Raw genomic sequence first — 25,998 nt, 5'->3', positions numbered from 1 at the left:
GCCGCTAGTATGTGGTTGTCTTTTCTGGCCGTGAGTGTTGGCGCCGTTGTTGGCGCCAACCTGCGCTGGTTGTTGGGGTTGTGGCTTAATACCAGTTACCACGTGATTCCCTATGGCACCCTCGCTGCCAATCTTGGCGGTGGTTGGCTGGTTGGCTTGCTCATTGGCTATTTCAGTCATGCCAGCACCCTTGCGCCTGAGTGGCGTCTGTTTGCAATCACTGGCTTGTGTGGCGCGCTGACAACCTTTTCCACTTTCTCTCTGGAAATGTTTTCTGCTATTCAGGACGGGAAGTGGGCAATGGCCATAACCGGGGTTCTCGCTCACGTAATTGGCTCTATACTCATGACTGCATTGGGTATTTACACCTTTAGTCTAATGAAAGGCTAATGGGTACGACTACCTACAGGATTTATTTTAAATCTACTTGGCAAGCCAGTGATTCAGTAGTAGAGTGTTTTGGAAGGAAAGATTCAGCAAAGCATTTCATGAATAAGACGTACTCCGCAGTTAGTAGTCACCGTCCTGTTTTTGATTCCGCGAGTTCTGTATTTCCGTAAAACGCTGACCACTCACATTCAGTGAATGGCAGCAGTTAATATGATTGATTTCAGGAAGTTTAAGTATGTCTACTACTACCGGTACTGTTAAGTTCTTCAACGAAGCTAAAGGCTTTGGCTTTATCACTCGTGAAGGCGGCCCGGACGTTTTTGTTCACTACAGCGCAATTCAGGGCGGCGGTTTCAAGACTCTGGCTGAAGGCCAGCAAGTTGAGTTCACCGTTACCCAGGGCCAGAAAGGCCCTCAGGCGGAAAACGTTACTCCTCTCTAATCCCACTCGGATAGAGTAGTAACCGCCAAAAAGGCAGCTTCGGCTGCCTTTTTTTCGTTATAAGGCTAGGTTCTTTTCCTGCACTGAGGCACTGATGTGGTACATTTTCAGCCGGGCACAGTGAGTTGCCCAAAGAGAATTGCTGGCGATCGTCACCCATGAGTGTCAACAAAGAGTATCACTGGGTTACACAACCGGAGAGCTTATGAAGCTGATTGGATCAACTACCTCGCCCTATGTTCGGCGCATCCGCATTCTGCTGGACGAGGAGCGCTACGACTTCGTTAATCTCGATATTTACGGCGCAGACCGCGACGAAATCAGAAGCACCAATCCCGCACTGAAAATACCTGTGCTGGAGAGCGATGGTCAGCAAATTTATGACTCGCGGATTATTGCCCGCTATCTCAGCTCCAAACAGGGCAGAGACCCGCTTACCTGGGATCAGCAAAACCAGCTAACCCTGATTGATGGTGCTAATGACTCTGCAGTTATCCTGCTGTTGGCGAAGCGTTCGGGCGTAGATGTAGACGCACCCGGCGTACTGTTTTTTGATCTGCAGCGTGAGCGCATCATGACAACGCTGCGCACGCTTGCGGCGCAAGTGGAAGATGGTCAGTTTGAAGAGTGGAATTACCCGGCTATCTGCCTCTATTGTCTGGTGGACTGGCTCGATTTTCGTGATCTTGTGGACTTCACCGGCATTGAAAGCCTGATTGCCTTCCGTGATAGTCATAACACCCTTCCGTGGGTAGCCGAAACCGATCCGCGTCAAGCCTAGGTTCAGGACAAGCCGCGAGTGATCAGAGCAGGGTCGCCGCGGCCTTCCACCGCTGCCAGTTCGGCACTGGATAGCCACTCCCCGGGTGGCTTGTCCAGAACGCTGGCGCATGCGGCCAGCGCGTGGCCCCAAGAGCAGTGATTGGCAAACAGCATTCCAGCCTCGTTTAGTGTTCCCCCTCTATTAATGTAGCCTAGCACCCTGCTGTGGCCGGGGTCGGGAAATAGAGTGTGCAAGTGCCCGCGGAATACCTCAGGGCGCATGTGAGTCAATGCCACTCTTCGGTGTAGCCGGCTCGGGAACAGGCGCTCGCGCTCGAATTCCGACATGCAACTTTCTGCTTCCAGAGTGTCTCTTGGCTCCCGGAATCGCCCTGGCTCCTGAATATAGACCAAGCGAAATGATGTGCCGGTATCGCGCAGACGTTCGCAGGCGCGGATCGCTTCCGAAAGTTGATAAGCGCCATTGGCGATCAGCAATATCGGTTCTCCCCCGGATGTGTCTTCGTCCACCACCAGGGCGCCATTCTGCGCTAGCGCTTCGGCCTCATGGGTATCAAATACGCAAGGCCGGTTTCGTTTCGGAATCACCATGCAGCTGATGGTTCCGCGTTTGGTAAATACCGAAGGAAGAACGGTGAGTGTGCTGTTGTAATCCACAGGAAAAATCACCCGGGAAACATCGTTCATTTCACCCAGCAGGCTTTCACAGAAGGTGGTGTCCTGGTGGGACTGTTCGTTTTTGCCATTTTCCCAGGTGTGGGATGTGGCAATAATCGGCTGGCCAAGCCAGCGGGCGGGGCGGCCCACGGCTTTCTGGTGCCGTGCAAAAATCAGTTCCTGGCGGATGGCGCCCAGCATTTTTACGCAGAAAGCTTCGTAGCTGGCCACCAAATTGATTCCGGCTTTATTCGCCAGGCAAGCAGAGACAACCGCTTCCTCATTCAGCACGGTGATGATTTTTCCATGAACCGACTCGGAATCGTTCTCGGGGTCAATCACCCGGTGCTTCAGATCTTCCAGTATGCCGGTCAGGCGGTTGCTGGCAAGTTCGTCAGGGTTGCCAACCCGAGCTCTAAGGTCCGGGTTTTGCACAACCAGGGCTCGGAAAAAGTCATCCACCGCCAACATTGGCGAAACTGGATCATTACGCTCAGGGAGGACTGGAATAACAAGGTCTGGCGGATTGCGCCTGGCCAAAGGGTGATCACGTTCCAAGGGGCGCGATTGCTGTTCGTGTTCTTTTAACCGCAGTACGCTTTGTGCAAGTTCTTCGGGCTCAACCCACAGACGAGAGGCGTGCGTCTGGAATAGTTCCCGGGCGCGGACGTCCAGGCGCGGATTGCCCGGGAGCGGCAGGTTGTGGGCCGGATTCAAGCCGGCGCCATAAAAGCCGAAGCCTTTCACGGTTTCAGCAATGCCGTAGGGAATGCGAACCGGGTAGTCCAGTTCGCCTGCCAGCGCACGGTCGCTCCTTTGCTGCAGAGAGTCTTCCATTTCTGCAAGAGCGCAAACAAAGGCCGCCGGATCGCGACCATCAAACCTGAAGGGGTCAAAGTCATGGGCGGCGAGGTGGGCCTCAAATCTCTCGAGCCCCTCGCGCGTGCCTAACTCAGTGCGTTGCTCAATGCGGCGGCCATTGGCAATCATCACCGGGGTCACCAGACCGCAGTCAGCTGCTCTCCACCAACGGGGAATCCAGTCACTGCCGCGCTGTTCTTCCGCCGCACCGTCAGAGAGAAAAGCAATCAGCGACTCCCCAGGTAGTGGCATGTGCGCGTATTGAAGTTCGGCAAAGCCCAAATACCCACCTTCGATGATGCCGCCGGCTGTGTATGGGTTAACATGGCTGCCTAATGGTGCCACCACACTGCCATCCGGCTTTTGCTGGTAACTGTAGAAATCCGCCACCATCCGTGACAGCCCATCTGTTCCGGTGTAGCGTTTATGTTGCTCGGGGAGAAGGTTGCCGGTCAGCACGTTCAGTGCATCAACTGCGGCTACGCAATGCCCCTGACCCATAAGCCAGCTACGTGTTTGCCCCGTCAGATTATTGAGGGCCATATAAGCCGCGTAGGCTGGCACCATGTTTAATGCCCCGCCGGTGTGACCTTCAGGATTGCATTTGAAGTCTTTCGCGGCCAGTGGAGCACCAGAGCTGTCTACGCGGTTTGCGTAGGTCATGTGTACAACCAGCCACATGCCGGCACTGGTTAGTCGATCAAGATCTGCCAGCTTGCGGTAGACTGTAGCGGTGTCAGGCTGAAGATTTGCAGCGACGAGACGTGAAGCGAGTGCCTGAACGCGTTCACAGGTTGCGTCGGTATGTTGGATGACGCCATAGCCTGAGCGCCAGAGTTTGTACTCGGAACAAGCCGTTGCTGGCAAAATCGGGGATGACATGGTGTGCCTCCAAGGCATAATTATTGTGCAACGATTGTAAGAGGCACGCGCGTTGTGCCGGTTGATGCAGGTCAGTCGGGAAGCCTTCTGGCAACAACTGTGTTTTGTAACTGTTTTTTAGGAGAAACTGATGACTGATGACAAACGCCGCCGCTATTCCGCCCCCGTGGTGGATGGAGTGGGCAAGTCTGCCAGCCGGGCTATGCTGCGAGCTGTCGGTTTTACCGATGAGGATTTCCGTAAGCCGCAGGTTGGTATCGCTTCCACCTGGAGCAATCTGACGCCCTGCAACATGCACATTCACGAGTTGGCGGAAGCCTCTTCGGCGGGCGCGGATGCCGCTGGCGGCAAGTCATTGATCTTCAACACCATCACAGTGTCTGACGGCATTGCCAATGGAACTCTGGGCATGAAGTACTCCCTGGTGTCCCGGGAAGTTATTGCAGATTCCATTGAAACCGTCGCGGGCTGTGAAGGATTTGACGGACTGGTTGCCATAGGTGGGTGCGACAAAAACATGCCCGGCTGCATTATGGGGTTGGCGCGGCTCAACCGGCCGTCGGTGTTTGTGTATGGCGGCACCATTTTGCCCGGAGAAAACCACACCGATATTGTTTCGGTATTCGAAGCGGTGGGCGCCCATGCCCGTGGTGACCTTGATTTAATCGAAGTAAAGCAGATTGAAGAAACAGCCATCCCCGGCCCGGGCTCCTGTGGTGGCATGTACACGGCTAACACCATGGCATCGGCTATCGAAGCTATGGGTATGAGCCTGCCGGGCAGCTCCGCACAAAACGCGGTATCCAATAACAAACTGGATGACTGCCGTGCTGCGGGCGCAGCGGTTTTGAATCTTCTGGATAAAGACATCAAGCCCAGAGACATTATGACCCGAGAGGCATTTGAGAATGCGATTACTGTTGTGATCGCGCTGGGTGGCTCAACCAACGCGGTTCTGCACCTCTTGGCAATGGCTAGCACGGTCGATGTGGAGCTGAGCCTGGAAGACTTCGTAGAGATTGGTAAGCGCGTTCCGGTCCTTGCGGACTTGCGCCCGAGCGGTCATTACATGATGTCCGAACTGGTGGCGATTGGTGGCATACAGCCGCTGATGAAAATGCTGATGGAGCGTGGCCTTTTGCACGGCGATTGCCTGACGGTGACCGGCAAGACATTGGCGGAGAATTTGGCTGAAGTTGAGCCTTATCCCGAAGACCAGGACATTATCCGTGCGTTCGACAACCCGGTGAAAGCCGACAGTCACTTGCGCATTCTCCATGGCAATCTGGCGCCGGAAGGGGCTGTTGCTAAAATCACCGGCAAGGAAGGCACGCACTTTTCCGGGCGTGCCCGGGTGTTCCATTCCGAAGAAGAAGCCCAAGAACGAATTATTGATGGGACCGTGGTGGCCGGCGATGTATTGGTGATTCGTTATGAGGGCCCGAAAGGTGGCCCAGGTATGCGTGAAATGCTCACGCCTACCTCGGCAATCATGGGCAAGGGCCTTGGCAACGATGTGGCTTTGATTACGGATGGTCGTTTTTCCGGAGGCAGCCATGGCTTTGTAGTGGGGCATATCAGCCCGGAAGCTGCTGAGGGTGGACCCATTGCGCTGGTTGAGGATGGCGATACAATTACCATCGATGCAGTCGCAAATACCATGGTATTGGACGTGTCAGACGATGAGCTTGAGCGCCGGCGCAAAGCCTGGGTTGCTCCCCAGCCACGATTTACCCGTGGTGTGCTTGCCAAATATGCTCGCACAGTAAGCTCTGCATCCACCGGTGCGGTTACCGACTTGCCATGATGCACCGATAAAGCAACGACAGAGCGCAACATGCATAAAATGAACATCGCGCGGATACTGTTGTGGCTGGTGTTATGCCTGCCACTTGCAGTAAGCGCACAGCAGAAGGGTGCCAGCGTAGCTGGTGCTCAGAACCTGAACCTGGCATCGGTTAATGCAGCCGTGGCGATGGTAGGCAGCAATGAATTGGTGTTTGGTCGAAATGCAGACCGGCCGGTGCCTATTGCCTCCATTACCAAGGTAATGACTGCGCTGGTTGTGCTTGAATCCGGCGCTCCGCTGAATGAGTGGCTGGTGTTCGAGAAGCGACACACAGCTGCTGCCGCCAATGCCTACACTCGCATCCGGATTGGCTCGACTATGCGCCGTGCTGATGTGCTGCGTATTGCGCTTATGTCGTCTGAGAATTTTGCGGCCTACACCTTGGCCAGAAGCCACCCGGGTGGTTTCGATGCATTTGTTGATGCCATGAATGCCAAGGCAAAGGCCCTTGGCATGATGAACACACACTTTGTGGACCCTACAGGCCTTTCGGCAGAGAACCTTTCAACCGCAGGTGATCTGGTGAAACTTGTTAATGCAGCTGCAAAGCACCCGGAGATTCGAGAGTACTCCACAACCGGCTATTTTCGTGGCAACTTCCGTAATCCCCGTTACAGTTTGTCGTTTGGTAACACCAATGCTTTGGTACACCGCGAAAGCTGGGGGGTGGAGTTGAGCAAAACCGGTTATCTTTCGGAGGCAGGGCGCTGCCTTGTGATGATCTCTGAAATGAACGGCAAACAGGTGGTCACAGTACTTCTCGATTCTTTGGGAACCCGATCCCCCATGGGAGATGCTGGTCGCATCAAGCGCTGGCTGGATACCGGAGCCAGTGGGCAGGTGGCTAAAGCGGCGCGGCAATACGCACAGGAAAAGAACGCGGCATACAATGCTGTGGCACAGAGCACCAGCACCACAACCGCTCTGAAGTAAAACCCGAGCGACATCGCACAATTCGCTGAACATGGCAGGAACCTTCATGATCCGGATTTTTACCACCGGTGGCACCATCGACAAGGTGTATTTTGACGCTAACAGCGAGTTTGAAATTGGCGAGTCGCTGGTGCCCGAACTGCTGGCAGAATCCAATATCCACAAAGGCTACAGCCTGCAGGGGTTATTGCGTAAAGATAGCCTGGAAATGACCGACGCAGATCGTGACAAGGTGTTTGCTGCAGTTAATGCCTGCGATAACAGCCGCATTCTGATTACCCACGGCACTGACACCATGGCGGAAACCGCTCAGGTGCTGTCATCTCTGAAAGACAAAACCATTGTGCTGACGGGGGCCATGCAGCCCGCGCGAATGCGTCGTAGTGATGCGGTGTTCAACATAGGTTTTGCCTGGGCAGCGGTGCAGCTTTTGCCTCCCGGTGTCTATATTGCCATGAATGGAGAAGTGTTCGAGGCCGGCACTGTGCGTAAAAACCTGAAAGCCCAGCGCTTCGAGCGTACCTGAGTTCAGCTAATCGAAGCGATTTCCTGCTCCGTCAGCTCCCGGAAAGCACCCGGCTCCAGTGCCGGGTCGAGGGATATGGCACCGATGCTCTGTCTGTGCAGAGCTTCCACATGATTCCCTACCGCTGCCAACATGCGCTTGACCTGGTGATAGCGCCCTTCTGAAATAGTCAGTTCAATCAACTGTGGCTCCACAACCTTTACCTGCGCTGGCTTTGTGGGCTTGGGGTCGTTGTGGAGCAGAATGCCGGTTTCCAATTCTTTGATGGCTGAATCTGTTATAGGAGTGTTCAGGCCTACCCGGTAGGTTTTCGGGCAGTCCACTTTGGGTGAGGTGACCCGGTGAGACCATTTTCCATCGGTTGTCAGTAGCAGTAAACCCGTGGTGTCGGCATCCAGGCGCCCCGCAATGTGCAGATCCTGGGTCAGCTCCGCAGGAAGAAGATCCAGAGCGGTAGGGTGATCACTGTCGCGGGTGGCACTGACAACGCCTGCAGGCTTGTTCAACATGAGATAGCGTTCACCCTGGATAGCCAGTTGCGCAGCGTCCAGAGAGATCTTTGCATCCTCAGGAACGTGCTTTCCTGTGTCTTTCCAAACCTCGCCGTTCACCTTAACCCTCCCCGCATGTATGGCACGCCTGGCCTCTTTGCGTGAAAGTGGTGAGCTGGTGGAAATAAACTGATCAAGACGCATGCTTTTTAACACTCCTGGCCTGGGGCTGGCGTTGCAAGGTTGGCAAGACACAGTACAGGAATAGCGCCGGTGGTGCGGGCCCAAAGTAAAGGCAGGGCACCGGTGTTCATGATGGGGCGTGGCGCACGTTCACCATTGCCGGGCATGATTGCGCCGTCTCGATCATCCGCCAGAATGAAGGTAAATGGGTGTGCCCCGGGGATGCCAAGGCGAACATCGGTTGCGGTGATCTCGCCGTTGTGTGCCTTGTAGTCGAGAAAGCCTTTGGTAAACCATTCGAGGCGACGGGTTTCGGGTAATTGCGCGACAGATCTCGCCAATTCTGGCTGGCGGGGGAAATATTCAAGGGTTAAAGGAGCGCCGCCATCCAGAAACCCGGTTACGATCTCGACTCGTTGATCATTCTTTATAGCCGTGGCACGCCATAACACCGTATTGAACGGCATGGGCTGCACCAGCAGTTCGGCCTTCTCAAAACCCGCTTCTGCGAGAACCGGTTGGACTCGCTCGGTAATGATTTGTTGGGCCACGAACGACCAGCCGAGATACGCAGTGGACAGAACCAGTCCCGCCGCTACGGCGCGCACTGCCGGAGGGCGTATTAAAAAGGCGATGCAGCCTGCCAACAGCGGGAGTGTATACAAAGGATCGATGATAAAGATGCTGCTTATGGCAAGGGGCTGGCCAATCGGCCAGAAAAGCTGTGTTCCGTAGGTGGTAAAGGTGTCCAGAAGCGGATGCGTCATCAATGCCAAAGCTGTTAGCAACAGCCAGCGGGGAAACCCCGGCTCTGGCTTCCACCGCCAAAGCAAAACCGCAAGTAATACCGACAAAGGCGCGAGCGCAAACAGAGAATGGCTGAAGCCCCGATGCTGGGTGAAGTTAGCCACCGCCGTTCCGTAATCAATCAGCACATCAAGGTCGGGAAGCGTAGCCAGCAGGGCGCCGGTGAGTAGAACAGGCCGCCCGAGTGTTCTGCCTGCCACAAGGCCAGCGATTGAGGCGCCAAGAGCAGCCTGAGTGATTGAGTCCATGAATTCCGTAAAAGTAGAGAGTGGTAGTGGGTATTATGCGTGGAATGCGGGTTCAGATCACGGGAAGAAGGATGTGTTGAAAAAACGGGTGTTAAAAAAGCTGACACCCCGGGCTTGATGCAAGCGCGGGGTGTCAGCTTTGTACTCTGTGCACTGCAGGACTATAGAGACCCTGTTAGTGCGCTAGCCAATTAAGCGGCTTTGCGGCGACGTGCCATGCCGAGACCGGCCAGGCCCAGGCCGAGCAGGGCGATAGTGCCGGGCTCTGGTACATCTACAGGTACAGAACGTACGTTCAGTTTTGCAAGAAGGTTAACAGAGGTTGCATCGCCTTCTGAGGTGGATATTTCTTTGATACCACCTTCGAAGCCCAGGAGGGATAGCCAATAGATATTGGAACCATACTGAAACTCTGTACTTTCGATCATGCTGTCCAAGCGAACAACATCATCCACGTCGCGGCTTGAGCAGCCAAAAATAAACGCAAGTGGACCGCAGTGCTTGTTTGGCGTTTCAGTATGACTGAAATCAAACGTGTAAGGTCCAGTGATATTGCCGTTGCTTGGGTTTGTAGAGAACGAAGCATACACGTCAAGAGCGGCGCCAGAGATGCTATCGCCAGTAATACGGTTGTTAAAATGGGTGAAAGTTCCTAGCACGAACGGGTCGTTAGATGTCAGCGTTTGTGGCAGATTGTTAGGCCCTTCGAAGCTGAAACCACTTTGTGGCCCATTTGAGCACTCTCTCCACCAGAGAATTCCGGAGCACGATTCCTCGCCGGTACCCCAGCGAATGCTCTCTGATCCAACGCCTTGAACATTTGATCCGCCCACAGGCGACTTCCATTCGCCGCTCACAGAGTCAAGATTTACTGGATATGCAGCTACACTCATAGCTGCTGTCAGCAACAATGCACCAATGGATCCCTTCGCCAACATCTTCATGGCATAACTCCTAGCTTTAACAGTGAAATGACACAATTCGTTTTATGTCGTCAGTTGCTACCATTAAGCTAGTTTTGTGCCAACTAAATATTTTCCGATATATCAGTGTGTTATGCGTCGTTTGTTTTCTGGCTGTAAAGAAAGCTGACAGCCTGTTTTAGATGCTGACTCCAAGCCGATCAAGCAATTCCTGTCCCGGGAAGCCATCAGCGATCAATCCTTCAGCATGCTGGTACTTACGAATCGCAGAGCGGGTTGCGGGGCCCGTAATACCATCTGGCTTGCCGGCATCGTATCCGCGCTCGTTGAGAGCTGCCTGAAGTTCGAGAACCGTATCTCTGGATAGCGCGGGGGTGTCCTCTGGTGGCGGATTCTGCAGCATTCCGGCGCCCGCAATGCGGTCAGCCAGGTGCCCCACGGCTATGGCGTAGAACTCGGAGCGGTTCCAGCCCATGATCACTTTAAAGTTGTGATAGGCAAGAAAGGCGGGCCCGCGGTGGCCGGCGGGAACAATCAGTGCCGCCGTAATCTCTTCCTGGGCAAGAGGTTTGCCGAACGCATCGGTAATACCCAGTTCACCCCATTTGCTCAGTTCAAGGCGACGTCCATCAGCCAATGAGTAGTCGAAGTTCTTGGGCAGCAGCACTTCGCGGCCCCAGCGGTAGTCTCCGTCCCAGTTCATGGACTGAAGAAACTTGCCAGCAGACATCATGGCGTCTGGCAGGCTGTTCCACAGGTCGCGACGGCCGTCGCCATCGGCGTCTACCGCATGCTTCAGGAAAACGGTGGGCATGAATTGTACGTGGCCCATTGCACCGGCCCAGGAGCCTTCCATTTGCTCCACCGGAATTGCGCCTTCATCAATAATGCGCAACGCAGCAATCAACTGTTCGGTAAAAAATGTGCTGCGACGGGGATCGCAGGCCAGAGTTGTCAGCGAGTCTGGCACGGACATTTTGCCGAAGTAGCTGCCGAAGTTGGTTTCGAGCCCCCAAAAGGCGACGAGATACGGAGCAGGCACGCCGGTCTCTTCAGTTACCCTGGCCAGAAGTTCGCTGTGTTCTTTGATCAGCACCCGGCCTTTGCTCACCCTGTCGTCGTTCACCCTGCGGTTCAGGTAGTCTGCAAAGGTGGTAGTGAACTCGGGCTGCCTGCGGTCCAGCTCGATTACCCGGTTTATATGTTTGACCCCTGTCATAACCTCCTGGGCTGTTTTAGCGCTCACCCCGGCTGCAATGGCTTTTTCCTGAAGTTGCAGTTTGCACTCTTCAAAGCCATCCGGCGCCGCCAGTACGGCCTCATTGTCTGCCACTTTGGCCAGGGCAGGCAGAGCGGAGATGGCCAGAAGGGCGGATACAGATACATGGCATGCCATACGCCGGTTGGGCAGAATCCTTGCAAACTTGGTCAGCACGGAAAACCTCGGTAATAGAAGAAGGTGTGGACAGTAAAAGGTCATGGTAGCGCGTTTTTCAGCTTGTGAAACACTTTACAAGGTTCATGGGGGTGACAGTTCTTTAACCTGTTGCAGCACGTGGCCAATGCAACACACTTTTTGGCGGCTTGCAGGTTGTAAGATTGTGGTTTTTTGTAGCATGCGGGTTTCCCCTGCGGGCCTTTGTTCTATAGTTGGGGCATACATTCATAAGAGTTCAAAACATGGCAACGCTGAAAGCGCTGGTGGTTGATGACGCCAGTTTTGTAAGGGATCTGGTTAAGCGGACGATACGCCAGCGCTTTCCAGTAATCGAAACTACCGATGCCCAGAATGGCCGCCGGGCCCAGTCGCTGATGTCCCGTGGGATGTTTGATCTGATTCTGTGCGACTGGGAGATGCCAGAGATGTCTGGCCTTGAATTGCTGCAATGGATGCGCCAGCAGCCCCAGTACGAAAAAGTGCCTTTCATCATGATTACCAGCCGGGGCGACAAAAGCCATGTGATTGAGGCCGTGAAAGAAGGCGTGTCTGAATATCTTGGCAAGCCGTTCAGTCCGGACGGGTTAAGCAAAAAAATCATCAAGGTAATGGGCAGTACACTGACCACAGCTATGGGCCAGAGTGGCAAATCCATGGCTGGGCCCGCCGATGCGTTCAAGGAGTCAGCGGCCCTGCTGACACAAAAGCGGGAGCCTGCGCCTGCGCAAGAGAGCCAGCCGACGCCCACGGCTGGCGTGCTTGTCCCTCAATCCGCAGAAGTGCCCAAGCCGCCGATGGCCAAGGGCGCCATGAGTCTTGCTTCAATCCGTTTTGCAGACAGTACCCTGAAGTCTGTGGTTAAAGACATTAACCTGACGGAAGTGCGGGTGATTGCCAAGCGGGATCAAACCTTTCCGGGCATTCTGGATCAGGCGGTGGTGGATATAGAAACCGGCGAGGGTCAGATGGCGCGGCTGAATGGTTACGTGCATCAGTTGCAGGCCGTGGACAAACGCAAGGATACTGATTTTGTAAGCGTCACTATCCGGTTTGTGGATGAGGATCCAAAAAAAATGGAGGACCTTTCCCGGTTCATCGCCCGTTTCCGGGCAGGCAAGCGTTAGCTTAATCAGCCGTCTTCGACACTAAGCGCTCGGTTGGGAAATGACAGACAAATTCGCTGCCTTCCCCGAGGCGGCTTTTGATCTCCATGTTTCCATCGTGATTGATCAATACATGCTTGACGATGGCCAGGCCCAGCCCGGTGCCACCGGTGTCTTTATGTCGGCTGGGGTCTGCACGATAAAAGCGCTCGGTAAGCCGGGGAATGTGAACCTCATCAATACCGGCACCTGTGTCGTTAACTGAAAGGTGGCCCCCTTCACTGTCTGTGAACCAGAGTACCTTGATTTTGCCCCGGGCCGGGGTGTATTTAACCGCATTGAAGATAAGGTTTGAGAAGGCACTGCGTAACTGGTTTTCATTACCGTTTATCAGGTAATTGCTGCTCGCTTCGAAGCTGATGTCATGCTGATTTTCGCTGCTGAGGGTTCGCGCGTCCTGGCAGATCTGCCTTACCAGTTGGCCAACATCTGTTGGAACGTCATTCTCGGACTCTTCTCCGGTTTCAATCCGGGATAGAAGTATCAGGTCGGAAATCAGCGTTTCCATACGAAAAGACTGGGTGGCCATTGTGTTGATGGCTCTCCGCCACTTGGCGGGCAAATCATCGGCATTGTCCACCAGGGTTTCCAGATAACCACTGATTACCGTAAGTGGTGTACGCATTTCGTGGGAAACGTTGCTCACGAAATCCTGGCGCATCTGCTCCAGTTGATGCAGACGCGAGATATCCTTGGCCACAATAAGACGGTCGTCTTCCCCGAACAGGCTGATCTGGATTTGCAGATGAATATGCGGTTTCGCGGGCGAACTCAGTTCCAGGGGGTCACGGTAGTTTTTTGCGTCAAAGTAGGCTTTGAAAGCCGGTGTGCGGATGAAGTTGTAAATATACTGCCCCTGATCCGTAGAGCGGCGAAATCCCAGCAGATGTTCTGCAGCCCCATTCCACCACTCCATAGCGCCGAGAGCATCGGTCATGATGACACCGTCGCGCATGGCATTTGTGGATTCCTGTATGCGATCTATGCGCGATCGTAGCCTTTCCTGGGTTTGCCGTGAGCTCTGGGTGAGCTTGTGCAGTTTTTCAAAGAAACTGCCCCAGATGCCCATGCTTTGAGGTGCTTCATGACCGGTGTTCGGGTCTGCCAGCCAATGCGCCAAACTCCGGGTTTGATAGAGCGTCCACAACAGATAAAGCCCAAGGCCGGTGGTCAGGCCGTAAACCGGGTGGCCAAAGTACAGGCCGGCAAGCGTGCTGCCTGCAAGCCCGGCTAGTGTGAAGCGCAGATGTCGCGACCAGATATTCTGCATTAAGGGCAGCCTTGTGGTGCTGTTGGTGAGCTGCAGGTGCAGATCAGGCGGGCTGGGTAGAGAACCGGTAGCCTGCGCCTCTCACAGTTTGAATCAGATAGTCGTGATGTTCACCCAGAGCTTTGCGCAGCCGTCGAATGTGCACATCAACCGTTCTCTCTTCAACGTACACATTCCCGCCCCATACCTGATCCAGAAGCTGGGAGCGTGTGTAAACCCGCTCCTGGTGGGTCATGAAGAACTGCAGCAGGCGGTACTCAGTGGGCCCGATATTCAGGGAGCGCTCGTTTGAAGTGACGCGATGGCTGGCAGGGTCCAGCGTGAGGCCATCCACTTCAATGGGGTCGTCGATGCCGGGGGGCGTTGCCCGGCGTAGCACGGCTTTGAGGCGGGCGACCAGTTCTCTCGGGCTGAAAGGTTTAGTGATGTAGTCATCAGCCCCGATTTCCAGGCCGCGGATTTTATTGTCTTCCTCAACCTTGGCGGTGAGCATGATGATGGGTATGTTTGCGGTGGTTTCTTCTTTTTTCAGACGCCTCGCGAGTTCTATGCCGCTGGTACCCGGGAGCATCCAGTCCAACAGCACTATGTCTGGCTGGCGGTCGACGATTAAGGCATGAGCCTCCAGGGCATCGGCGGCTTCGATACATTCGTAATCAGCCATCTCCAGCGCAACAACGATCATCTCTCGGATAGCGGGTTCGTCATCGACAATCAGGACGGTTTTTCCAGACATATTCTCTAACCTGTTTCAGACCATGATGTGTTGCTGAACTATTACAGCGCCAGAGTGTTACAGCTGTGTGACAGCTTTGGTATTCAGTGCCCTCAAGCGACAATCAGGTCAATAACCAGCCCGGCGAACACCGCAAACCCCGCCCAGTTGTTGTTCAGGAAGGCTTTGAAGCAACCATCTCGCTCGCGATCTTTAGCGAGATATTGCTGGTAGATAAACAGGCAGGCCATGGCAACCAGCCCAAGGTAATAGAAACTACCCAGTTCACAGCGGTTGCCCACAATTATCAGGATGAGCACCACCATGGCCTGGAGTGCGCCGATGATTGCACGGTCGCCATCGCCGAACAGGATGGCTGTGGATTTTATGCCGACTTTCAAATCATCATCGCGATCCACCATGGCGTAGAAGGTGTCGTAGGCCACAGTCCAGAGTACGTTGGCTGTGAACAGCAGCCAGGTAATCTGGCTGAGTTCTCCGGCTTCGGCAGCCCATGCCATGGGAATGGCCCAGGAAAATGCAGCGCCCAGGAACAGCTGGGGTAGATGGGTGAAGCGTTTGGAAAAGGGATAAATAAACGCCAGCGCTGCGCCACCAAAGGACAGATAGAGCGTGAGGGTGTTAGTGAAAAGCACCACCATCAGGAACGAGATAATACAGAGACCACCAAACAGGGCGACCGCTTCCCAGGCCTTTACCCGGCCGGTGGTTAGCGGGCGGTCTTTGGTGCGTTTTACGTGCTTGTCCCAGTCCCGGTCGGCAAAGTCGTTGATGGCGCAGCCGGCGGCACGCATAAAGAAAACGCCCAGAGTGAAGACGATGATGTTGCCAATGCCGGGGTTGCCCTCACCGGCAAGCCAGAGTGCCCAGTATGTGGGCCAGAGCAGAAGGAGAGTGCCAATGGGTCGGTCGATGCGCAGCAGTTTTGCGTAATCGGTTAATCGGCTCCGTATGTGTTCTGGCACGGCGTCAGGCAGCATGGGTTTATCCGTTTGGGGCATGGAACAGAATGTGTGGAAAGCAAATGTGCAGGGATTATAGCCAGTGGGCGGGCAGGGGTGAAAGTCGGAGCTTCCTCCGCAGCCCATCAGTTCCCGCGGTAAAGCACAGGAAGCAGGTATTCGCCGACCAGTAATGCGCTCTGCTTGTTGCTGAAGAGGGAGCGACGCGCAAGTTCAGGTTCCGATTGCCCGGCTCTTGAAGGAGCAGTGCAGAGCCCGGTTTCAAGAGGGCCGCGCTGCCAGTCGCGGCTGCCGAACAGGAAAGCGCCCAAGGGTTTGCTGCCAAGATTAAGCAGCCGCCGGCCTTCACCCTTGAGGCAAGCAAGGGGGATAACGGTGCGAGCAAGAACCCAGGGCTCGCCATCGCCACACAGACGTACTTCGCGAATCCAGGCGAGCTGGCGAAAAGGGATACCCAGGCGTCTGGCTTCTTCAAGGGTGGGTGTGGCAAAGCCTTCGCGCTGCACTTCTACGTGAAACGAACTCACGCACTGTTTTTGCAGTGCCCGGGTGAAGGAGCCTTCAACTTTCAGCCAGTAACTCGCCGGACCATGCACCTCCGGGTTGCGCAACCCGGCAGCTGCAAAAGAGCTATACCAATTGGTTGGTGGTATAGCCGTGCCCGGCCTATCTGCAAAAGATTCGATATCAAAGGCCCTTAACGGCATAGATCCCGGGAGCGTTGCGCCAGTATCCTTTGTAGTCCATGCCGTAGCCAAACAGAAAGCGGTCTTCAACATACAGGCCGGTGAAATCAGCCTTCAGATTCGGGCGCGCCTTGCGATCGTGCTGTTTGTCTACCAGTACGGCCGTCAGAACCTCCTTTGCCCCCTGGTTGAGGCAATAGTCAGCTATCGCACAGAGGGTGGTGCCTTCGTCAAGGATGTCGTCAATAACCAGCACCGTGCGGCCTTTCATGTCGGCTTTGGGCTGAAGTGTCCATTCCAGAATGCCGCCGGTGGTTTCCTGCCTGTAGCGTGTTGCATGCAGGTATTCCGCCTGTACCGGAAAGTTGAGGCGGGGCAACAGCTGACCGGTAAAGATCAGACCGCCGTTCATCACACAAAACAGCAGGGGATTGCTGTCTTTGAGGCGGCCGGTAATGTCGTCGGCAAGATTGCGAATGGCAGTCTGTACTCGCTGCTCATCAACCAGGCAATCAGCTTCGGCCATAACCTGATTCATTTCGGCGACGGTATCGCTCATAACGGTCGGTCCTGTCGTAAAACGGGCGATTATACCGGAGAGGGACAGCGGAGGGGAGGGGGTATAATACCGACAATTGGCAGAAAAACCTTGCGAGAGCGTCTTCGCTGGCATTGGTCAATCATTATGTGCCGCGTATGATTGCGGCGCAGTGCATTTAAATGAACGGCGTTGCAGGCTTTGCTGTGTGCCTGCGCAAAAAGCGCTTGCTGGTGTATTGTTCGACAATTAACATTGCAGCCACAAAAAAGTGTGGTGGAGAGACTGTTTATGAAGAAGTGGCAGTGCGTAGTGTGTGGCCTGGTTTACGATGAAGCAGAAGGCTGGCCGGAGGATGGTATTGAGCCCGGGACTGCCTGGGATGATGTGCCCGAAGATTGGGTTTGCCCCGACTGCGGTGTGGGCAAGGAAGATTTTGAAATGATCGAGATCGGTTGAACCCGAACGGAGCATGGCTATGACAGAGCAGACCCCCATCGTAATTGTCGGAACCGGTTTGGCAGGTTACTCCCTGGCCCGTGAAATCCGTAAGCAGGATAAAGACGTGCGGATTGTTATGGTGACCGCCGATGATGGCGTCAGCTACTCCAAGCCCATGCTGTCTACCGGGTTTTCCAAAGGTAAGGATGCAGACGGTCTGGCTCAGGCAGCCACTGCGGCAATGGCTGAGCAATTGGACCTGGAGCTGCGTACCTTCACTACCGTGACCGGCATAGACACCAACGGCCACCGATTATTGCTGGGTGACGGAAGCCTGACATACAGCAAGCTGGTGCTGGCCTGGGGTGCAGATGTGATTCGGCTGACGATACCCGGTGATGGTCAGGAGCGAGTCTTCCCGATCAACGATCTGGAAGATTACCGGGTGTTCCGCAAGGCGCTGAAGCCGGGTGGCCGAGTGGCTATTATGGGTGCCGGGCTAATTGGCTGCGAGTTTGCCAACGACCTGCGTAATGGCGGCTACGAGGTGGATGTAATTGCGCCTTCCGATGCTGTCATGCCGAGTTTGCTGCCTCCAGTCGCCGCGAACGCGGTGCAGCAGGAACTGGAAGCCTTGGGCGTGCGGTTTCATCTGGAAACCGTGGTGGAGCGTATAGAGCCGGCTGAGGCAGGTGTAAAACTGTTCCTCGCGAATGGTGAATCACTGCCAGCGGACATTGTGATTTCTGCTGTCGGTTTGCGGCCCCGCACGCAACTGGCGAGAGCAGCGGGGATCGAGGTTGGCCGTGGGGTTACAGTAAACAGGCTGTTGGAAACCTCGGCCAAGGATGTTTATGCCTTGGGGGACTGTGCTGAGGTGGATGGCCATGTATTGCTTTATGTTTTGCCGTTGATGGCATGCGCCCGCGCCCTTGCAAAAACCCTGACTGGAGAACCCACAGAGGTAACCTATGGCACCATGCCGGTGATGATTAAAACTACATGTTGCCCGGCAGCGGTGTGCCCACCGCCATCGGATGCGCAAGGCAGTTGGGAAACCGAGCAGGATGGCACCCATGTAAAATCCCTGTTCAAAAACCCGGAGGGGGATGTTCTGGGGTTTGCGGTTACCGGCCGGTTTGCATTGGAAAAGCAGGCGCTCTCCAAAGTGGTACCGCCCATTCATTCTTGAATGTGCTGCCTCCTGTTGGCGCTTTTCGTTGCGAAAGTTCCCCGCTTGCGGTAGAAAACCCTTCGTGAGCTAACGAATCAACAGGAGCAGGCATGCTTGACGTTACAAAAAAACTGGTGGAACTGCTGTATCTTGCGCCCACTGGCGGTGACCACTATCGGGGCGAAAGCCAGGATCTGGGATTCCCCCATGTGTTTGGAGGGCAGGTTCTCGGGCAGGCTCTAATGGCTGCCAGCCATACGGTCGAAGATCGCCTCTGCCACTCCCTGCATGCCTATTTCTTGCGGCCCGGCAACAAGAAAATGCCTATAGAGTATGAGGTTCAGCGGGTTCGTGATGGACGCAGTTTTTCTGTTCGCCGGGTCATTGCCCGCCAGGACGGCAAGGAAATCCTGACCGGCTCCATGTCGTTTCATGCCTCTGAGGAAGGTTTTGAGCACCAGGTGGAGATGCCCGATGCGCCAAACCCTGAAACCCTTCGCTCCGAGCAGGATTGGGGCAAGATGATGGCTCCACAGGCGCCAGAAGCCTTGCGGGAGATTATGACCCGTGACCGTCCTATAGAAATCCGGCCAGTGAACCCCACGAATCCGTTTCAGCCGGACAAGCGCCCACCCCTTAAGCAAAGCTGGATCCGTGCTTTGGGCCCTTTGCCTGACGACCCGGTTTTACACCGCTGCCTGCTTACCTACGCATCGGATTTCTCGTTTTTGGGAACATCCCTTAACCCCCATGGTGTATCGTTTATGAACAAGGAGTTGCAGGCTGCAAGTCTTGATCATGCCATGTGGTTCCACCGGGATTTTCGCATGGAGGACTGGTTGCTTTATGACAAGGACAGCCCGAGTGCGTCGGCCGGGCGGGGCTTCAACCGGGGTAACTTCTTTAATCAGGAGGGTGTTCTGGTGGCATCTGCTGTGCAGGAAGCACTGATTCGCAGGCGTTAACAGCCTTTGTTGATTATTATCCGGGGGCGTGTTGTTTGGTGACTGCTTCACGCCTTTTGGAGAGCCAGGCCAGCATTTGCTCAAGTGGCAGAGGCCGGCTCAGGAAATAGCCCTGAATCATATCGCAGCCCATTCCTTTCAGTAGATCTGCAGTAGCCTCATCTTCCACGCCCTCGGCCACAACCTGATAGCCGAGGCTGTGACACATGTTGATGGTTGTCTGAACAATAACTCTGTCTTCTTCCCGAGTAGCCAGATCCGTTATAAGCGATCGGTCGATCTTGATCTCGCTGGCGGGTAATTGCTTGATGTAGGAAAGCGAGGAATAACCAGACCCGAAATCATCAATGGAAACCGGAATGCCTTCGTAAGCCAGTGAGTTAAGAGCTTTCAGGGCGTTGACTGGATCCTGCATCATCGATGTTTCCGTGACTTCAAAGATGATCGCACCTCTGTGCTGCAAATGAGCGCCCATCAGGCGTTTTACAAAAATCGGAAAATCCGGCTCCCGGAGGTTGTTGGGTGAAATGTTCACCGAGAGATCGAGAAGGTGGCCACTATCGAGGAGGCGACCACGGAGTTCAAGAGACTGTTCCAGCACCCATCGGGTGAGTGGTTTGATCAGCCCTGTCTGTTCCGCGAGGGTGATGATCTCGTCTGCAGGAACAGGCTGTTCTCGTGCGGGCCAGCGAATGAGCGCTTCCACTCCTGAGATTCTACTGGTTCTCAAATCCAGCTTTGGTTGCAAATGAAGCGCTAGCTCATTATTTACAAGGGCTTTCTGTAACGCTGAAACCATTGTGAGACGGCTGGCGCTGTACGAGTCTATGGAGGGGGTGTAATACGCAATTCCCCGCTCACGGGCACGCTCGGAACTCTCTGCTATTGAGGCTCTGCGAATTAACGAAGATGCGTCTGTGCCATGAGCCGGCGACACAGCAACCCCAAGCTGGGCATTTAGCGGGATCTGCATGCCAAGATAGTCAACGGGGCTTCGGATAGCGTCCAGAGCACGTACAACGGCTCGGCGGGCATGCTCTGATGTGTCCGCATCCACCACGCACACCAGGGTTTCCAGGTCGAGAGAGGCCGTGTAAAAGCTGCGTCCATTATGCTGCCCCAGGGAAATTATGCCCGGAATCTGACGCGCAATAGCGTTTGCATTCTTTGAGGCCAACTCCGATATAAGATCGCTGTTCTGGTGGCCAAGAGTCTTGGTCACAGATTGCAGGTTATTCAGGTGGATGACAACAATGCCATGTCGAGTGTCTGGTGACCGGCGAATCAGGTCATTCACCTGCATTTCAAAGTTGGTGCGGTTTGGCAGGCCGGTGAGCGAGTTGTGTAGTGCATTTTCAATTAGTTTGAGTTCAGCAGAGCGCCGGGCTGTCATGGCTTTCAGTTCTGCTTCGCGGGCCTCTACTTTTTCCTGTCGCTCCTGGTTTAACCTTGCCGCCAGGGCCAGGGCGAGCAGAACCGCCTGTAGTGCAGACCCGATTTCCATGCCGTAGGTGGTTATAAAACTGTTTGGGAGAAACCCGGCTTTATTGGCGGCAGTAATGGCACTGCCCACTGATAGTGCGCACCAGGCTATCGTGTAATAGCCAGCTTGGGGGTTGCCGCGTATCCACTGCAGCGGGCCAATTATGGTGAGAAGCAGTGTGCTTGGAATGGCCACAGCGACCGACAGGCGGATGGCTGAGCTGTAATCAAGCACGCCGGTGGCAGCGATCATAATGGCGTTTATGGCGACAAAACCAAGGGCAACCCGATTCAGTATTGGCCCGGACTGTTCAAGCTGGAGAAAAGATCGTGAAAACAGCAGGGTAAATATGACTACTAAGGGGACGGAGAGCAGCATGGTCCAGCTATGAAGTTCCGGGCTTTTTGGCCATAACAGCTGGAAGGCGGTGCCGTTCAGGCTGGCAATCAATAACAGATAGCTTAGCGTTGATAGTACATAGAAGAGATAAACGTTCTCCCGCAGTGCAAAAAATACAAACAGATTAAAGAAGATAACGCTGATGAGCACGCCGTAATAGATGGCGTGGATTTGTTCCTCAATTGATGCATGTTCGAAAAACGTCTGGGCATTCCATAGTGTCAGCGGCACCTGCAACGTGCCTGTTGTTTTTACCTCAAGAAGTATCTGTTGGTCAGTATTGATGTTTGCACTGAACGGGAACAAGAAATGGCGGTTGAGAACGGGGCGGCTTGTAAAGGGGTAGTGGTCCCCGGTTACGGTTGTCTCGGCAATCTCGCCATTTTCCATCAGGTAAAACGCAACGTGATCCAGATGGGAGTAGCTGATTTCAAGCAGATTAATCTGCCTATCAACAGGAACGTTGAAGCGGAACCAGACAGTATCACGGGTGTAGCCAAAGTTAGCGCTACTGTTTGTAAGAGGCTGCCAGCCCGTTGCAGCGGACGCCTCTTCAGGTGACAGCTGTGCGTCCGGTGCCAGACGCAGAAACTCGACATTAGGGTAATGAAAAGCCTCGGCGCCCTGGCAGTTAAACGCCAGGGACACAAGCAGCGTGAGTGCTGCCAGAATGCGAGACCATTGGAACCTTGTCACGATTCACCGCTAATTGTGATTGTTATCCAAATCAGTATGAACTGTCGCTATTAGCGGCTCAAGCCGCTTCTAATTTAATACAGCAGATATCCATTCACGTACCCAAGGCAAGGCTTCCTCTTCCGGCTCCTGGGTTTCCAGCGCATCAATGCGCAGAGTGTCGCCAACCTTTCGGGCAGCGGTTTCATAAAGTGCTTCTTCCATTAGCTCGCCGGCACCACAAAACGTATCGCCGTAGGAGCTATCCCCCAGAACAATGATGCCAAAGGGGCGCCCTGGCTGTTGCGGCAACTGATCACGCAAAGCCACATAGAAGGGTAAAAGATTGCCCGGAACTTCTCCCTCGCCCGTGGTTGATGTGCAAACCAGTAAGGGAGATGTATCAGACGTTATGTCTTCCAGCACCGGGTTCTCCAGAACCTTCACGGAATACCCTTCGGCATCCAGGGCCTGTTTGATGGCTCTGGCGGTCATCAGTGCGCCTCCATAGACGCTGCCCACCAGAATTCGAATATCTGTCATGTTGTTTCCTGTTCAGTACAAAGCGGTTTGCCGGTTTCTCTGAGCGCCGGATAGTAGCGGCGCGACCGTTCAGTCTCAAGCGCTTGGCACATTCTGGGCATCTGCAGCCTGGCTGCGGACCCGAGGGGCAATCCGGTTGCGCCCGGCTTCCTTGGCGCTGTACAGATGCAAATCCGCCTGGCGAAGCATGTTATCGATGGAGTCAGCCTGAGAAATAGAGCAGACGCCGGCGCTCATGGTGATGGGCAAATCCTGCCCGTGAAAACTGAAAGTTTCCTGTGCTACCTCACTGCGTAAACGTTCGGCCAGCGTGAGGGCAGGGATCAGGGATGTATCCGGCAGCAGTAACAGAAACTCTTCGCCGCCCCAGCGTGCCGCCACATCTGTTTGGCGGATAACGGACTGCACAACTATTGCAAACTGTTTGAGAGCGGCATCACCAGCGCTATGGCCGTAATGGTCATTAATATTCTTGAAGAGGTCCAAATCGATCAGGACAATGGAGAAGTGATGTCCTGTACGCTGGTACCGGGAAAACTCTTCTGACAGCCGGTTCAGGATGTCGCGCCTGTTGGAAAGACCGGTGAGCTCATCGGTTTTGGCGGCGTGCTCGTGGGTCAGTGCGAGATCCAGTAATTCGTTACGAGCCTTCAGTCTGCTAGCTTCCAGAACAAAACAGAAAATAGATTCAAAGGTCAGCGATGCAAAAAAACGAAGCTTGAAGTCACTGCTGTACTCCGCTTGCACAAAAGGCAGGCCGGGAAACTGGAACACAATAATGGCAACCAGATAGACCAGTAGCAGAATCAGGGTGCCGGTTTTCAGATTGGTGAGGAAAAACAACAGAGGCGGAAACACATAGAACCACAGGGGGCCTGTGTTGCTCTCGCCACCGGAGGCTATCAGGTAAGTAAAGAGAAAACTGACAGTAACCAGAAGCCCGGTTTTTTGTACGTCCCGATTACGGTAGATGGCAAACCAGGCCATGTTTGCAGCGACCGGAAGAATAAACCCCCAAAGAGCAAAAGCGTGGCTGTAGTGCGCGGAGCTCCATGCCTTTGCGCCAATGCCAATCAGAGTCAGAATCGCAGCGAGTGACAGCCAGGTGAGCACCAGTGAAATCTGTGCGCTTTCGCGTTCCTGGGCAGCTTGGTAGCCCAGAGTTGAGTATTTTTTCATAGCGGCCCTATAGGTATATGCAACGCTTTTCCTTAGTACTCTGGCTCTTTACCCATTATGTATCAGGCAATGGTAGGTATGCATCTATTTCGAGTGTATTGTGTGACCGGGTCGCGCAGGCGCACATTTGTTTCAATTTCAGGGTAAAAAATTTATAGTTGCGCGCAACACGGCGGTTCGTTCTCCATTCAGACCAAATGAGACCTATTCTGTTATGGCCCGTTCAAGCGGATTTCTGGATACCCTTCTAACCAGCAACTCTACAGAGCGATACAGGGTCGGGCTCAGCCTGTTGTTTCTGCTCGGTGTCTGGCTGGCGGTAGGTTCCTTCAGTGAAGGGTTGCCCAATAGCACGCTGCTCATGGCTGCGGCTGTCATCGGCGGCTATATGGCTATCAATATAGGCGCTAATGATGTTGCGAACAATGTTGGCCCTGCGGTGGGCTCTGGCGCTCTGTCTCTCGGCGCAGCGGTTATTCTGGCAGGTATCTTTGAGTCCGCTGGTGCGTTGATTGCGGGTGGGGATGTTGTCTCTACCATCAAGGGCGGCATTATTGACCCTACCAACCTGGAAGATGGCCGTGCCTTTGTCTGGCTGATGACTGCAGCTCTGCTTGCGGGCGCGCTCTGGCTCAACCTGGCAACCTGGATGGGTGCGCCTGTATCCACCACCCACTCTATTGTAGGTGGCGTTCTCGGCGCAGGTATTGCGGCGGGTGGCTGGGGCATCGCAGACTGGGGTGTTATGGCCAAGATTGCTGCCAGCTGGGTTATTTCGCCTGTTCTTGGTGGTGCCCTGGCTGCCCTGTTGCTATTTATTATCAATAAGACAGTGCTCTACCGGAAGAACGTAATACCTGCTGCGCGAACCTTTGTGCCCTGGCTTGTCGCCGTCATGGCGTGGGCTTTTGGCACCTACCTGATGATCAAAGGCGTAAAGAAAATTGTTGAGGTGGATTTCCTTCAGGCCTCTCTGGTCGGTTTGGGTGCCGCTGTAGTTTCCTTTTTTATCGTGCGCTCTCTGGCTTCCCGTCGCGCAGCTACCATGGAAAACAGTGCAGGAGGGGTAAATACCCTATTCACCTGGCCACTGATATTCGCGGCTGCGCTATTGAGCTTTGCCCACGGTGCAAACGACGTAGCGAATGCCATCGGCCCGCTCGCGGCCATCAACGATGCGCTATCTAACGGTGCGATAGCGACGGCTTCAAGCATACCTCTGTGGGTCATGATGATTGGCGCTTTGGGTTTAACGGTCGGCTTGATGCTGTTTGGTCCGCGCCTGATCAAAACCGTGGGTAGCGAAATTACCGAGCTGGATAAGACCCGTGCCTTCTGTATCGCACTGTCGGCTGCGCTTACGGTTATTCTGGCATCGCAACTGGGTTTGCCGGTGAGCTCTACGCATATTGCCATTGGTGGTGTTTTCGGTGTGGGCTTCCTGCGCGAATACCTGAAATCCAATTACGCGACTCAGTTGCACAAGATCATGGAAGAGCGTGATGAGGATGATCTTGAGCGTCTCAAGCCTTTTCTGGATGACTTCCGCAACGCCTCTGTTGAGGAGATGGAGAAGCTTCTCAAGCGGGCCAAGAAGAAGAAGCATGTGCCCCTGACCAAGTCGGACCGCAAGCGCCTCAAGAAAATCTACAAAGAAGAAATGGTCAAGCGGTCTCACCTTGTGCGGATAGCGGCTGCCTGGATTATCACAGTGCCTGCCTCGGCCATTATGGCGGCGATACTGTTTTTCACTTTGCGTGGGTTGTTCGTCTAACGAGTTGGCTGGTTGTAACGCGCGGGTTTGGCCATACTGTGTCTATGCTACAGGAGCTTCATGCTCCCCCAGAACTTATTTGCCCGGAGGGTGAGGTATGAGTACACCGATTGAAAGCCGTCGTCAGGCCAAGGTGATTGATGAGCTTCGAGTGTTCATCAAAAAGGTGTTGAGCGATCCGACCATTGCGGTAAAGTCTATCGACATTGCCCGCAAGTATCGTTCACAGCCAGATTCCGACGAGCTGATAGCCCGGGAGATCAGTGCTAACACGACTATCCGTATTCCGGAAAAGTGGAGTGATGCGGATCGAATGTTTCTGGAAATTATTGATGAAGTGCTGGACGACGAAGAGGCGCTTTACTGAGTTAGTTGTCTCCGGCGCTCAGGTGCTAGAGGATAGCACTGAGCAAGGGAGGCGGAAGGGTATCCAAAACCGTGCGGAGCCATGGGTGAAGAGCGAAAAGCTCTTCACGGGTTGGCCAAGGACGGCCAACCCAGGATTCTCACTGCGCCGCAGGAGCAATAAGCAGTGAGAAGCGGAGCCGAGCGTACACGGACGTATTCACAGCGTGTTTTGGGTACCCTTCCGCCTCC

The 25,998-nt window shown here is 54.4% G+C and carries 25 protein-coding genes; 12 read left to right on the top strand and 13 right to left on the bottom strand.

All coding sequences use genetic code 11. From position 1 onward, the window contains the following. Positions 1-9 precede the first annotated feature (9 nt). From crcB to FE848_RS08105, 3 genes are all read left to right on the top strand, one after another. Positions 10-390, top strand: a complete 381-nt coding sequence (gene crcB / locus FE848_RS08115; RefSeq protein ID WP_200202292.1) for a fluoride efflux transporter CrcB — start codon at positions 10-12, stop codon at positions 388-390. A 235-nt stretch (positions 391-625) separates the two neighbouring features. Next, positions 626-832 carry a cold-shock protein gene (locus FE848_RS08110; RefSeq protein ID WP_200202291.1) on the top strand — a complete coding sequence of 69 codons (207 nt, stop codon included), beginning with the start codon at positions 626-628 and terminating at the stop codon, positions 830-832. A 205-nt stretch (positions 833-1,037) separates the two neighbouring features. Next, entirely contained in the window at positions 1,038-1,613 is a 576-nt protein-coding gene (locus FE848_RS08105) for a glutathione S-transferase family protein (protein WP_200202290.1), read from the top strand. A 2-nt stretch (positions 1,614-1,615) separates the two neighbouring features. Here FE848_RS08105 and FE848_RS08100 read toward each other — a convergent pair whose 3' ends face one another. Next, positions 1,616-4,015, bottom strand: coding sequence for a xylulose 5-phosphate 3-epimerase (locus FE848_RS08100; RefSeq protein WP_200202289.1), 2,400 nt, complete (start codon positions 4,013-4,015; stop codon positions 1,616-1,618). Positions 4,016-4,145: 130 nt separating this feature from the next. Here FE848_RS08100 and ilvD point away from each other — a divergent pair, with 130 nt between their 5' ends. The 3 genes from ilvD to FE848_RS08085 are packed head-to-tail and all read left to right on the top strand — an operon-like array spanning position 4,146 to position 7,323. Beyond that, positions 4,146-5,822: a dihydroxy-acid dehydratase gene (gene ilvD, locus FE848_RS08095; RefSeq protein ID WP_200202288.1), complete on the top strand. Its 1,677-nt coding sequence runs from the start codon at positions 4,146-4,148 to the stop codon at positions 5,820-5,822. 30 nt (positions 5,823-5,852) lie between these two features. Then, complete coding sequence (pbpG, locus tag FE848_RS08090) at positions 5,853-6,797, top strand: D-alanyl-D-alanine endopeptidase (RefSeq protein WP_227715230.1); 945 nt, start codon at positions 5,853-5,855, stop codon at positions 6,795-6,797. Positions 6,798-6,843: 46 nt separating this feature from the next. Further along, positions 6,844-7,323 (top strand): asparaginase domain-containing protein, encoded by a 480-nt coding sequence (locus FE848_RS08085; protein WP_200202287.1) that lies wholly within the window; start codon positions 6,844-6,846, stop codon positions 7,321-7,323. Between the two features lie 2 nt (positions 7,324-7,325). Here the strand turns inward: FE848_RS08085 and rsuA are convergent, their stop codons facing one another. From rsuA to FE848_RS08065, 4 genes are all read right to left on the bottom strand, one after another. Continuing rightward, positions 7,326-8,018, bottom strand: a complete 693-nt coding sequence (rsuA, locus tag FE848_RS08080) for a 16S rRNA pseudouridine(516) synthase RsuA (protein WP_200202286.1) — start codon at positions 8,016-8,018, stop codon at positions 7,326-7,328. Between the two features lie 5 nt (positions 8,019-8,023). Continuing rightward, on the bottom strand, positions 8,024-9,052 hold the full coding sequence (locus tag FE848_RS08075) for a metal-dependent hydrolase (protein WP_200202285.1): 1,029 nt from the start codon (positions 9,050-9,052) through the stop codon (positions 8,024-8,026). A 191-nt stretch (positions 9,053-9,243) separates the two neighbouring features. Next, positions 9,244-9,996, bottom strand: coding sequence for a THxN family PEP-CTERM protein (locus FE848_RS08070; RefSeq protein ID WP_200202284.1), 753 nt, complete (start codon positions 9,994-9,996; stop codon positions 9,244-9,246). 157 nt (positions 9,997-10,153) lie between these two features. Continuing rightward, the gene (locus FE848_RS08065) at positions 10,154-11,410 is read right to left on the bottom strand and encodes a lytic murein transglycosylase (RefSeq protein WP_413785007.1); all 1,257 of its coding nucleotides are present in this window, start codon (positions 11,408-11,410) and stop codon (positions 10,154-10,156) included. A gap of 245 nt (positions 11,411-11,655) precedes the next feature. Here FE848_RS08065 and FE848_RS08060 point away from each other — a divergent pair, with 245 nt between their 5' ends. Continuing rightward, positions 11,656-12,537, top strand: coding sequence for a response regulator (locus tag FE848_RS08060; RefSeq protein WP_200202283.1), 882 nt, complete (start codon positions 11,656-11,658; stop codon positions 12,535-12,537). Position 12,538: 1 nt separating this feature from the next. Here the strand turns inward: FE848_RS08060 and phoR are convergent, their stop codons facing one another. The 5 genes from phoR to FE848_RS08035 form a co-directional block, all read right to left on the bottom strand. Next, on the bottom strand, positions 12,539-13,846 hold the full coding sequence (gene phoR / locus FE848_RS08055) for a phosphate regulon sensor histidine kinase PhoR (RefSeq protein ID WP_200202282.1): 1,308 nt from the start codon (positions 13,844-13,846) through the stop codon (positions 12,539-12,541). Between the two features lie 43 nt (positions 13,847-13,889). Beyond that, on the bottom strand, positions 13,890-14,582 hold the full coding sequence (gene phoB / locus FE848_RS08050; RefSeq protein ID WP_200202281.1) for a phosphate regulon transcriptional regulator PhoB: 693 nt from the start codon (positions 14,580-14,582) through the stop codon (positions 13,890-13,892). Between the two features lie 92 nt (positions 14,583-14,674). Next, positions 14,675-15,562 carry a 4-hydroxybenzoate octaprenyltransferase gene (gene ubiA, locus FE848_RS08045; RefSeq protein ID WP_200202280.1) on the bottom strand — a complete coding sequence of 296 codons (888 nt, stop codon included), beginning with the start codon at positions 15,560-15,562 and terminating at the stop codon, positions 14,675-14,677. 107 nt (positions 15,563-15,669) lie between these two features. Beyond that, positions 15,670-16,251, bottom strand: a complete 582-nt coding sequence (locus FE848_RS08040) for a chorismate--pyruvate lyase family protein (protein WP_200202279.1) — start codon at positions 16,249-16,251, stop codon at positions 15,670-15,672. Next, entirely contained in the window at positions 16,232-16,789 is a 558-nt protein-coding gene (locus FE848_RS08035) for a hypoxanthine-guanine phosphoribosyltransferase (protein WP_200202278.1), read from the bottom strand. The genes FE848_RS08040 and FE848_RS08035 overlap by 20 nt, the downstream gene beginning before the upstream one ends. Before the next feature lie 270 nt (positions 16,790-17,059). On the opposite strand from FE848_RS08035, the gene rd reads away from it, so the two are divergent. From rd to FE848_RS08020, 3 genes are all read left to right on the top strand, one after another. Next, positions 17,060-17,227, top strand: a complete 168-nt coding sequence (gene rd, locus FE848_RS08030) for a rubredoxin (protein ID WP_072795848.1) — start codon at positions 17,060-17,062, stop codon at positions 17,225-17,227. A 19-nt stretch (positions 17,228-17,246) separates the two neighbouring features. Then, positions 17,247-18,401: an NAD(P)/FAD-dependent oxidoreductase gene (locus tag FE848_RS08025; protein ID WP_200202277.1), complete on the top strand. Its 1,155-nt coding sequence runs from the start codon at positions 17,247-17,249 to the stop codon at positions 18,399-18,401. A 92-nt stretch (positions 18,402-18,493) separates the two neighbouring features. Next, the gene (locus tag FE848_RS08020) at positions 18,494-19,348 is read left to right on the top strand and encodes an acyl-CoA thioesterase (protein ID WP_200202276.1); all 855 of its coding nucleotides are present in this window, start codon (positions 18,494-18,496) and stop codon (positions 19,346-19,348) included. A 16-nt stretch (positions 19,349-19,364) separates the two neighbouring features. Here the strand turns inward: FE848_RS08020 and FE848_RS08015 are convergent, their stop codons facing one another. The 3 genes from FE848_RS08015 to FE848_RS08005 all read right to left on the bottom strand — a co-directional run bounded on the left by FE848_RS08015 (position 19,365) and on the right by FE848_RS08005 (position 23,627). Further along, positions 19,365-21,926 (bottom strand): EAL domain-containing protein, encoded by a 2,562-nt coding sequence (locus tag FE848_RS08015; protein ID WP_200202275.1) that lies wholly within the window; start codon positions 21,924-21,926, stop codon positions 19,365-19,367. A 69-nt stretch (positions 21,927-21,995) separates the two neighbouring features. Further along, on the bottom strand, positions 21,996-22,448 hold the full coding sequence (locus FE848_RS08010; protein WP_200202274.1) for a flavodoxin: 453 nt from the start codon (positions 22,446-22,448) through the stop codon (positions 21,996-21,998). 75 nt (positions 22,449-22,523) lie between these two features. Then, positions 22,524-23,627, bottom strand: a complete 1,104-nt coding sequence (locus tag FE848_RS08005) for a GGDEF domain-containing protein (protein WP_200202273.1) — start codon at positions 23,625-23,627, stop codon at positions 22,524-22,526. 214 nt (positions 23,628-23,841) lie between these two features. Here FE848_RS08005 and FE848_RS08000 point away from each other — a divergent pair, with 214 nt between their 5' ends. Both FE848_RS08000 and FE848_RS07995 read left to right on the top strand, forming a co-directional pair. Beyond that, entirely contained in the window at positions 23,842-25,401 is a 1,560-nt protein-coding gene (locus FE848_RS08000; protein WP_200202272.1) for an inorganic phosphate transporter, read from the top strand. Positions 25,402-25,498: 97 nt separating this feature from the next. Then, entirely contained in the window at positions 25,499-25,768 is a 270-nt protein-coding gene (locus tag FE848_RS07995; RefSeq protein ID WP_200202271.1) for a hypothetical protein, read from the top strand. The last annotated feature ends 230 nt before the right edge of the window (positions 25,769-25,998 follow it).

It is taken from the genome of Marinobacter sp. 1-3A, from assembly GCF_016597775.1.
Taxonomy (GTDB): Bacteria; Pseudomonadota; Gammaproteobacteria; order Pseudomonadales; family Oleiphilaceae; genus Marinobacter; species Marinobacter xiaoshiensis.
This window is presented reverse-complemented; position numbering and strand designations above follow the sequence as displayed.

What these genes read in the sequence shown, in the direction of transcription:
- FE848_RS08060 (WP_200202283.1), top strand. Translation starts at nt 11,656, where the DNA reads ATGGCAACGCTGAAAGCGCTGGTGGTTGATGACGCCAGTTTTGTAAGG.
- ilvD (WP_200202288.1), top strand. Translation starts at nt 4,146, where the DNA reads ATGACTGATGACAAACGCCGCCGCTATTCCGCCCCCGTGGTGGATGGA.
- FE848_RS08070 (WP_200202284.1), bottom strand. Translation starts at nt 9,996, where the DNA reads ATGAAGATGTTGGCGAAGGGATCCATTGGTGCATTGTTGCTGACAGCA.
- rd (WP_072795848.1), top strand. Translation starts at nt 17,060, where the DNA reads ATGAAGAAGTGGCAGTGCGTAGTGTGTGGCCTGGTTTACGATGAAGCA.
- FE848_RS08005 (WP_200202273.1), bottom strand. Translation starts at nt 23,627, where the DNA reads ATGAAAAAATACTCAACTCTGGGCTACCAAGCTGCCCAGGAACGCGAA.
- crcB (WP_200202292.1), top strand. Translation starts at nt 10, where the DNA reads ATGTGGTTGTCTTTTCTGGCCGTGAGTGTTGGCGCCGTTGTTGGCGCC.
- rsuA (WP_200202286.1), bottom strand. Translation starts at nt 8,018, where the DNA reads ATGCGTCTTGATCAGTTTATTTCCACCAGCTCACCACTTTCACGCAAA.
- FE848_RS08110 (WP_200202291.1), top strand. Translation starts at nt 626, where the DNA reads ATGTCTACTACTACCGGTACTGTTAAGTTCTTCAACGAAGCTAAAGGC.
- FE848_RS07995 (WP_200202271.1), top strand. Translation starts at nt 25,499, where the DNA reads ATGAGTACACCGATTGAAAGCCGTCGTCAGGCCAAGGTGATTGATGAG.
- FE848_RS08100 (WP_200202289.1), bottom strand. Translation starts at nt 4,015, where the DNA reads ATGTCATCCCCGATTTTGCCAGCAACGGCTTGTTCCGAGTACAAACTC.
- FE848_RS08020 (WP_200202276.1), top strand. Translation starts at nt 18,494, where the DNA reads ATGCTTGACGTTACAAAAAAACTGGTGGAACTGCTGTATCTTGCGCCC.
- FE848_RS08025 (WP_200202277.1), top strand. Translation starts at nt 17,247, where the DNA reads ATGACAGAGCAGACCCCCATCGTAATTGTCGGAACCGGTTTGGCAGGT.
- FE848_RS08040 (WP_200202279.1), bottom strand. Translation starts at nt 16,251, where the DNA reads ATGCCGTTAAGGGCCTTTGATATCGAATCTTTTGCAGATAGGCCGGGC.
- FE848_RS08035 (WP_200202278.1), bottom strand. Translation starts at nt 16,789, where the DNA reads ATGAGCGATACCGTCGCCGAAATGAATCAGGTTATGGCCGAAGCTGAT.
- FE848_RS08105 (WP_200202290.1), top strand. Translation starts at nt 1,038, where the DNA reads ATGAAGCTGATTGGATCAACTACCTCGCCCTATGTTCGGCGCATCCGC.
- FE848_RS08075 (WP_200202285.1), bottom strand. Translation starts at nt 9,052, where the DNA reads ATGGACTCAATCACTCAGGCTGCTCTTGGCGCCTCAATCGCTGGCCTT.
- FE848_RS08085 (WP_200202287.1), top strand. Translation starts at nt 6,844, where the DNA reads ATGATCCGGATTTTTACCACCGGTGGCACCATCGACAAGGTGTATTTT.
- FE848_RS08000 (WP_200202272.1), top strand. Translation starts at nt 23,842, where the DNA reads ATGGCCCGTTCAAGCGGATTTCTGGATACCCTTCTAACCAGCAACTCT.
- pbpG (WP_227715230.1), top strand. Translation starts at nt 5,853, where the DNA reads ATGCATAAAATGAACATCGCGCGGATACTGTTGTGGCTGGTGTTATGC.
- phoR (WP_200202282.1), bottom strand. Translation starts at nt 13,846, where the DNA reads ATGCAGAATATCTGGTCGCGACATCTGCGCTTCACACTAGCCGGGCTT.
- FE848_RS08010 (WP_200202274.1), bottom strand. Translation starts at nt 22,448, where the DNA reads ATGACAGATATTCGAATTCTGGTGGGCAGCGTCTATGGAGGCGCACTG.
- ubiA (WP_200202280.1), bottom strand. Translation starts at nt 15,562, where the DNA reads ATGCTGCCTGACGCCGTGCCAGAACACATACGGAGCCGATTAACCGAT.
- phoB (WP_200202281.1), bottom strand. Translation starts at nt 14,582, where the DNA reads ATGTCTGGAAAAACCGTCCTGATTGTCGATGACGAACCCGCTATCCGA.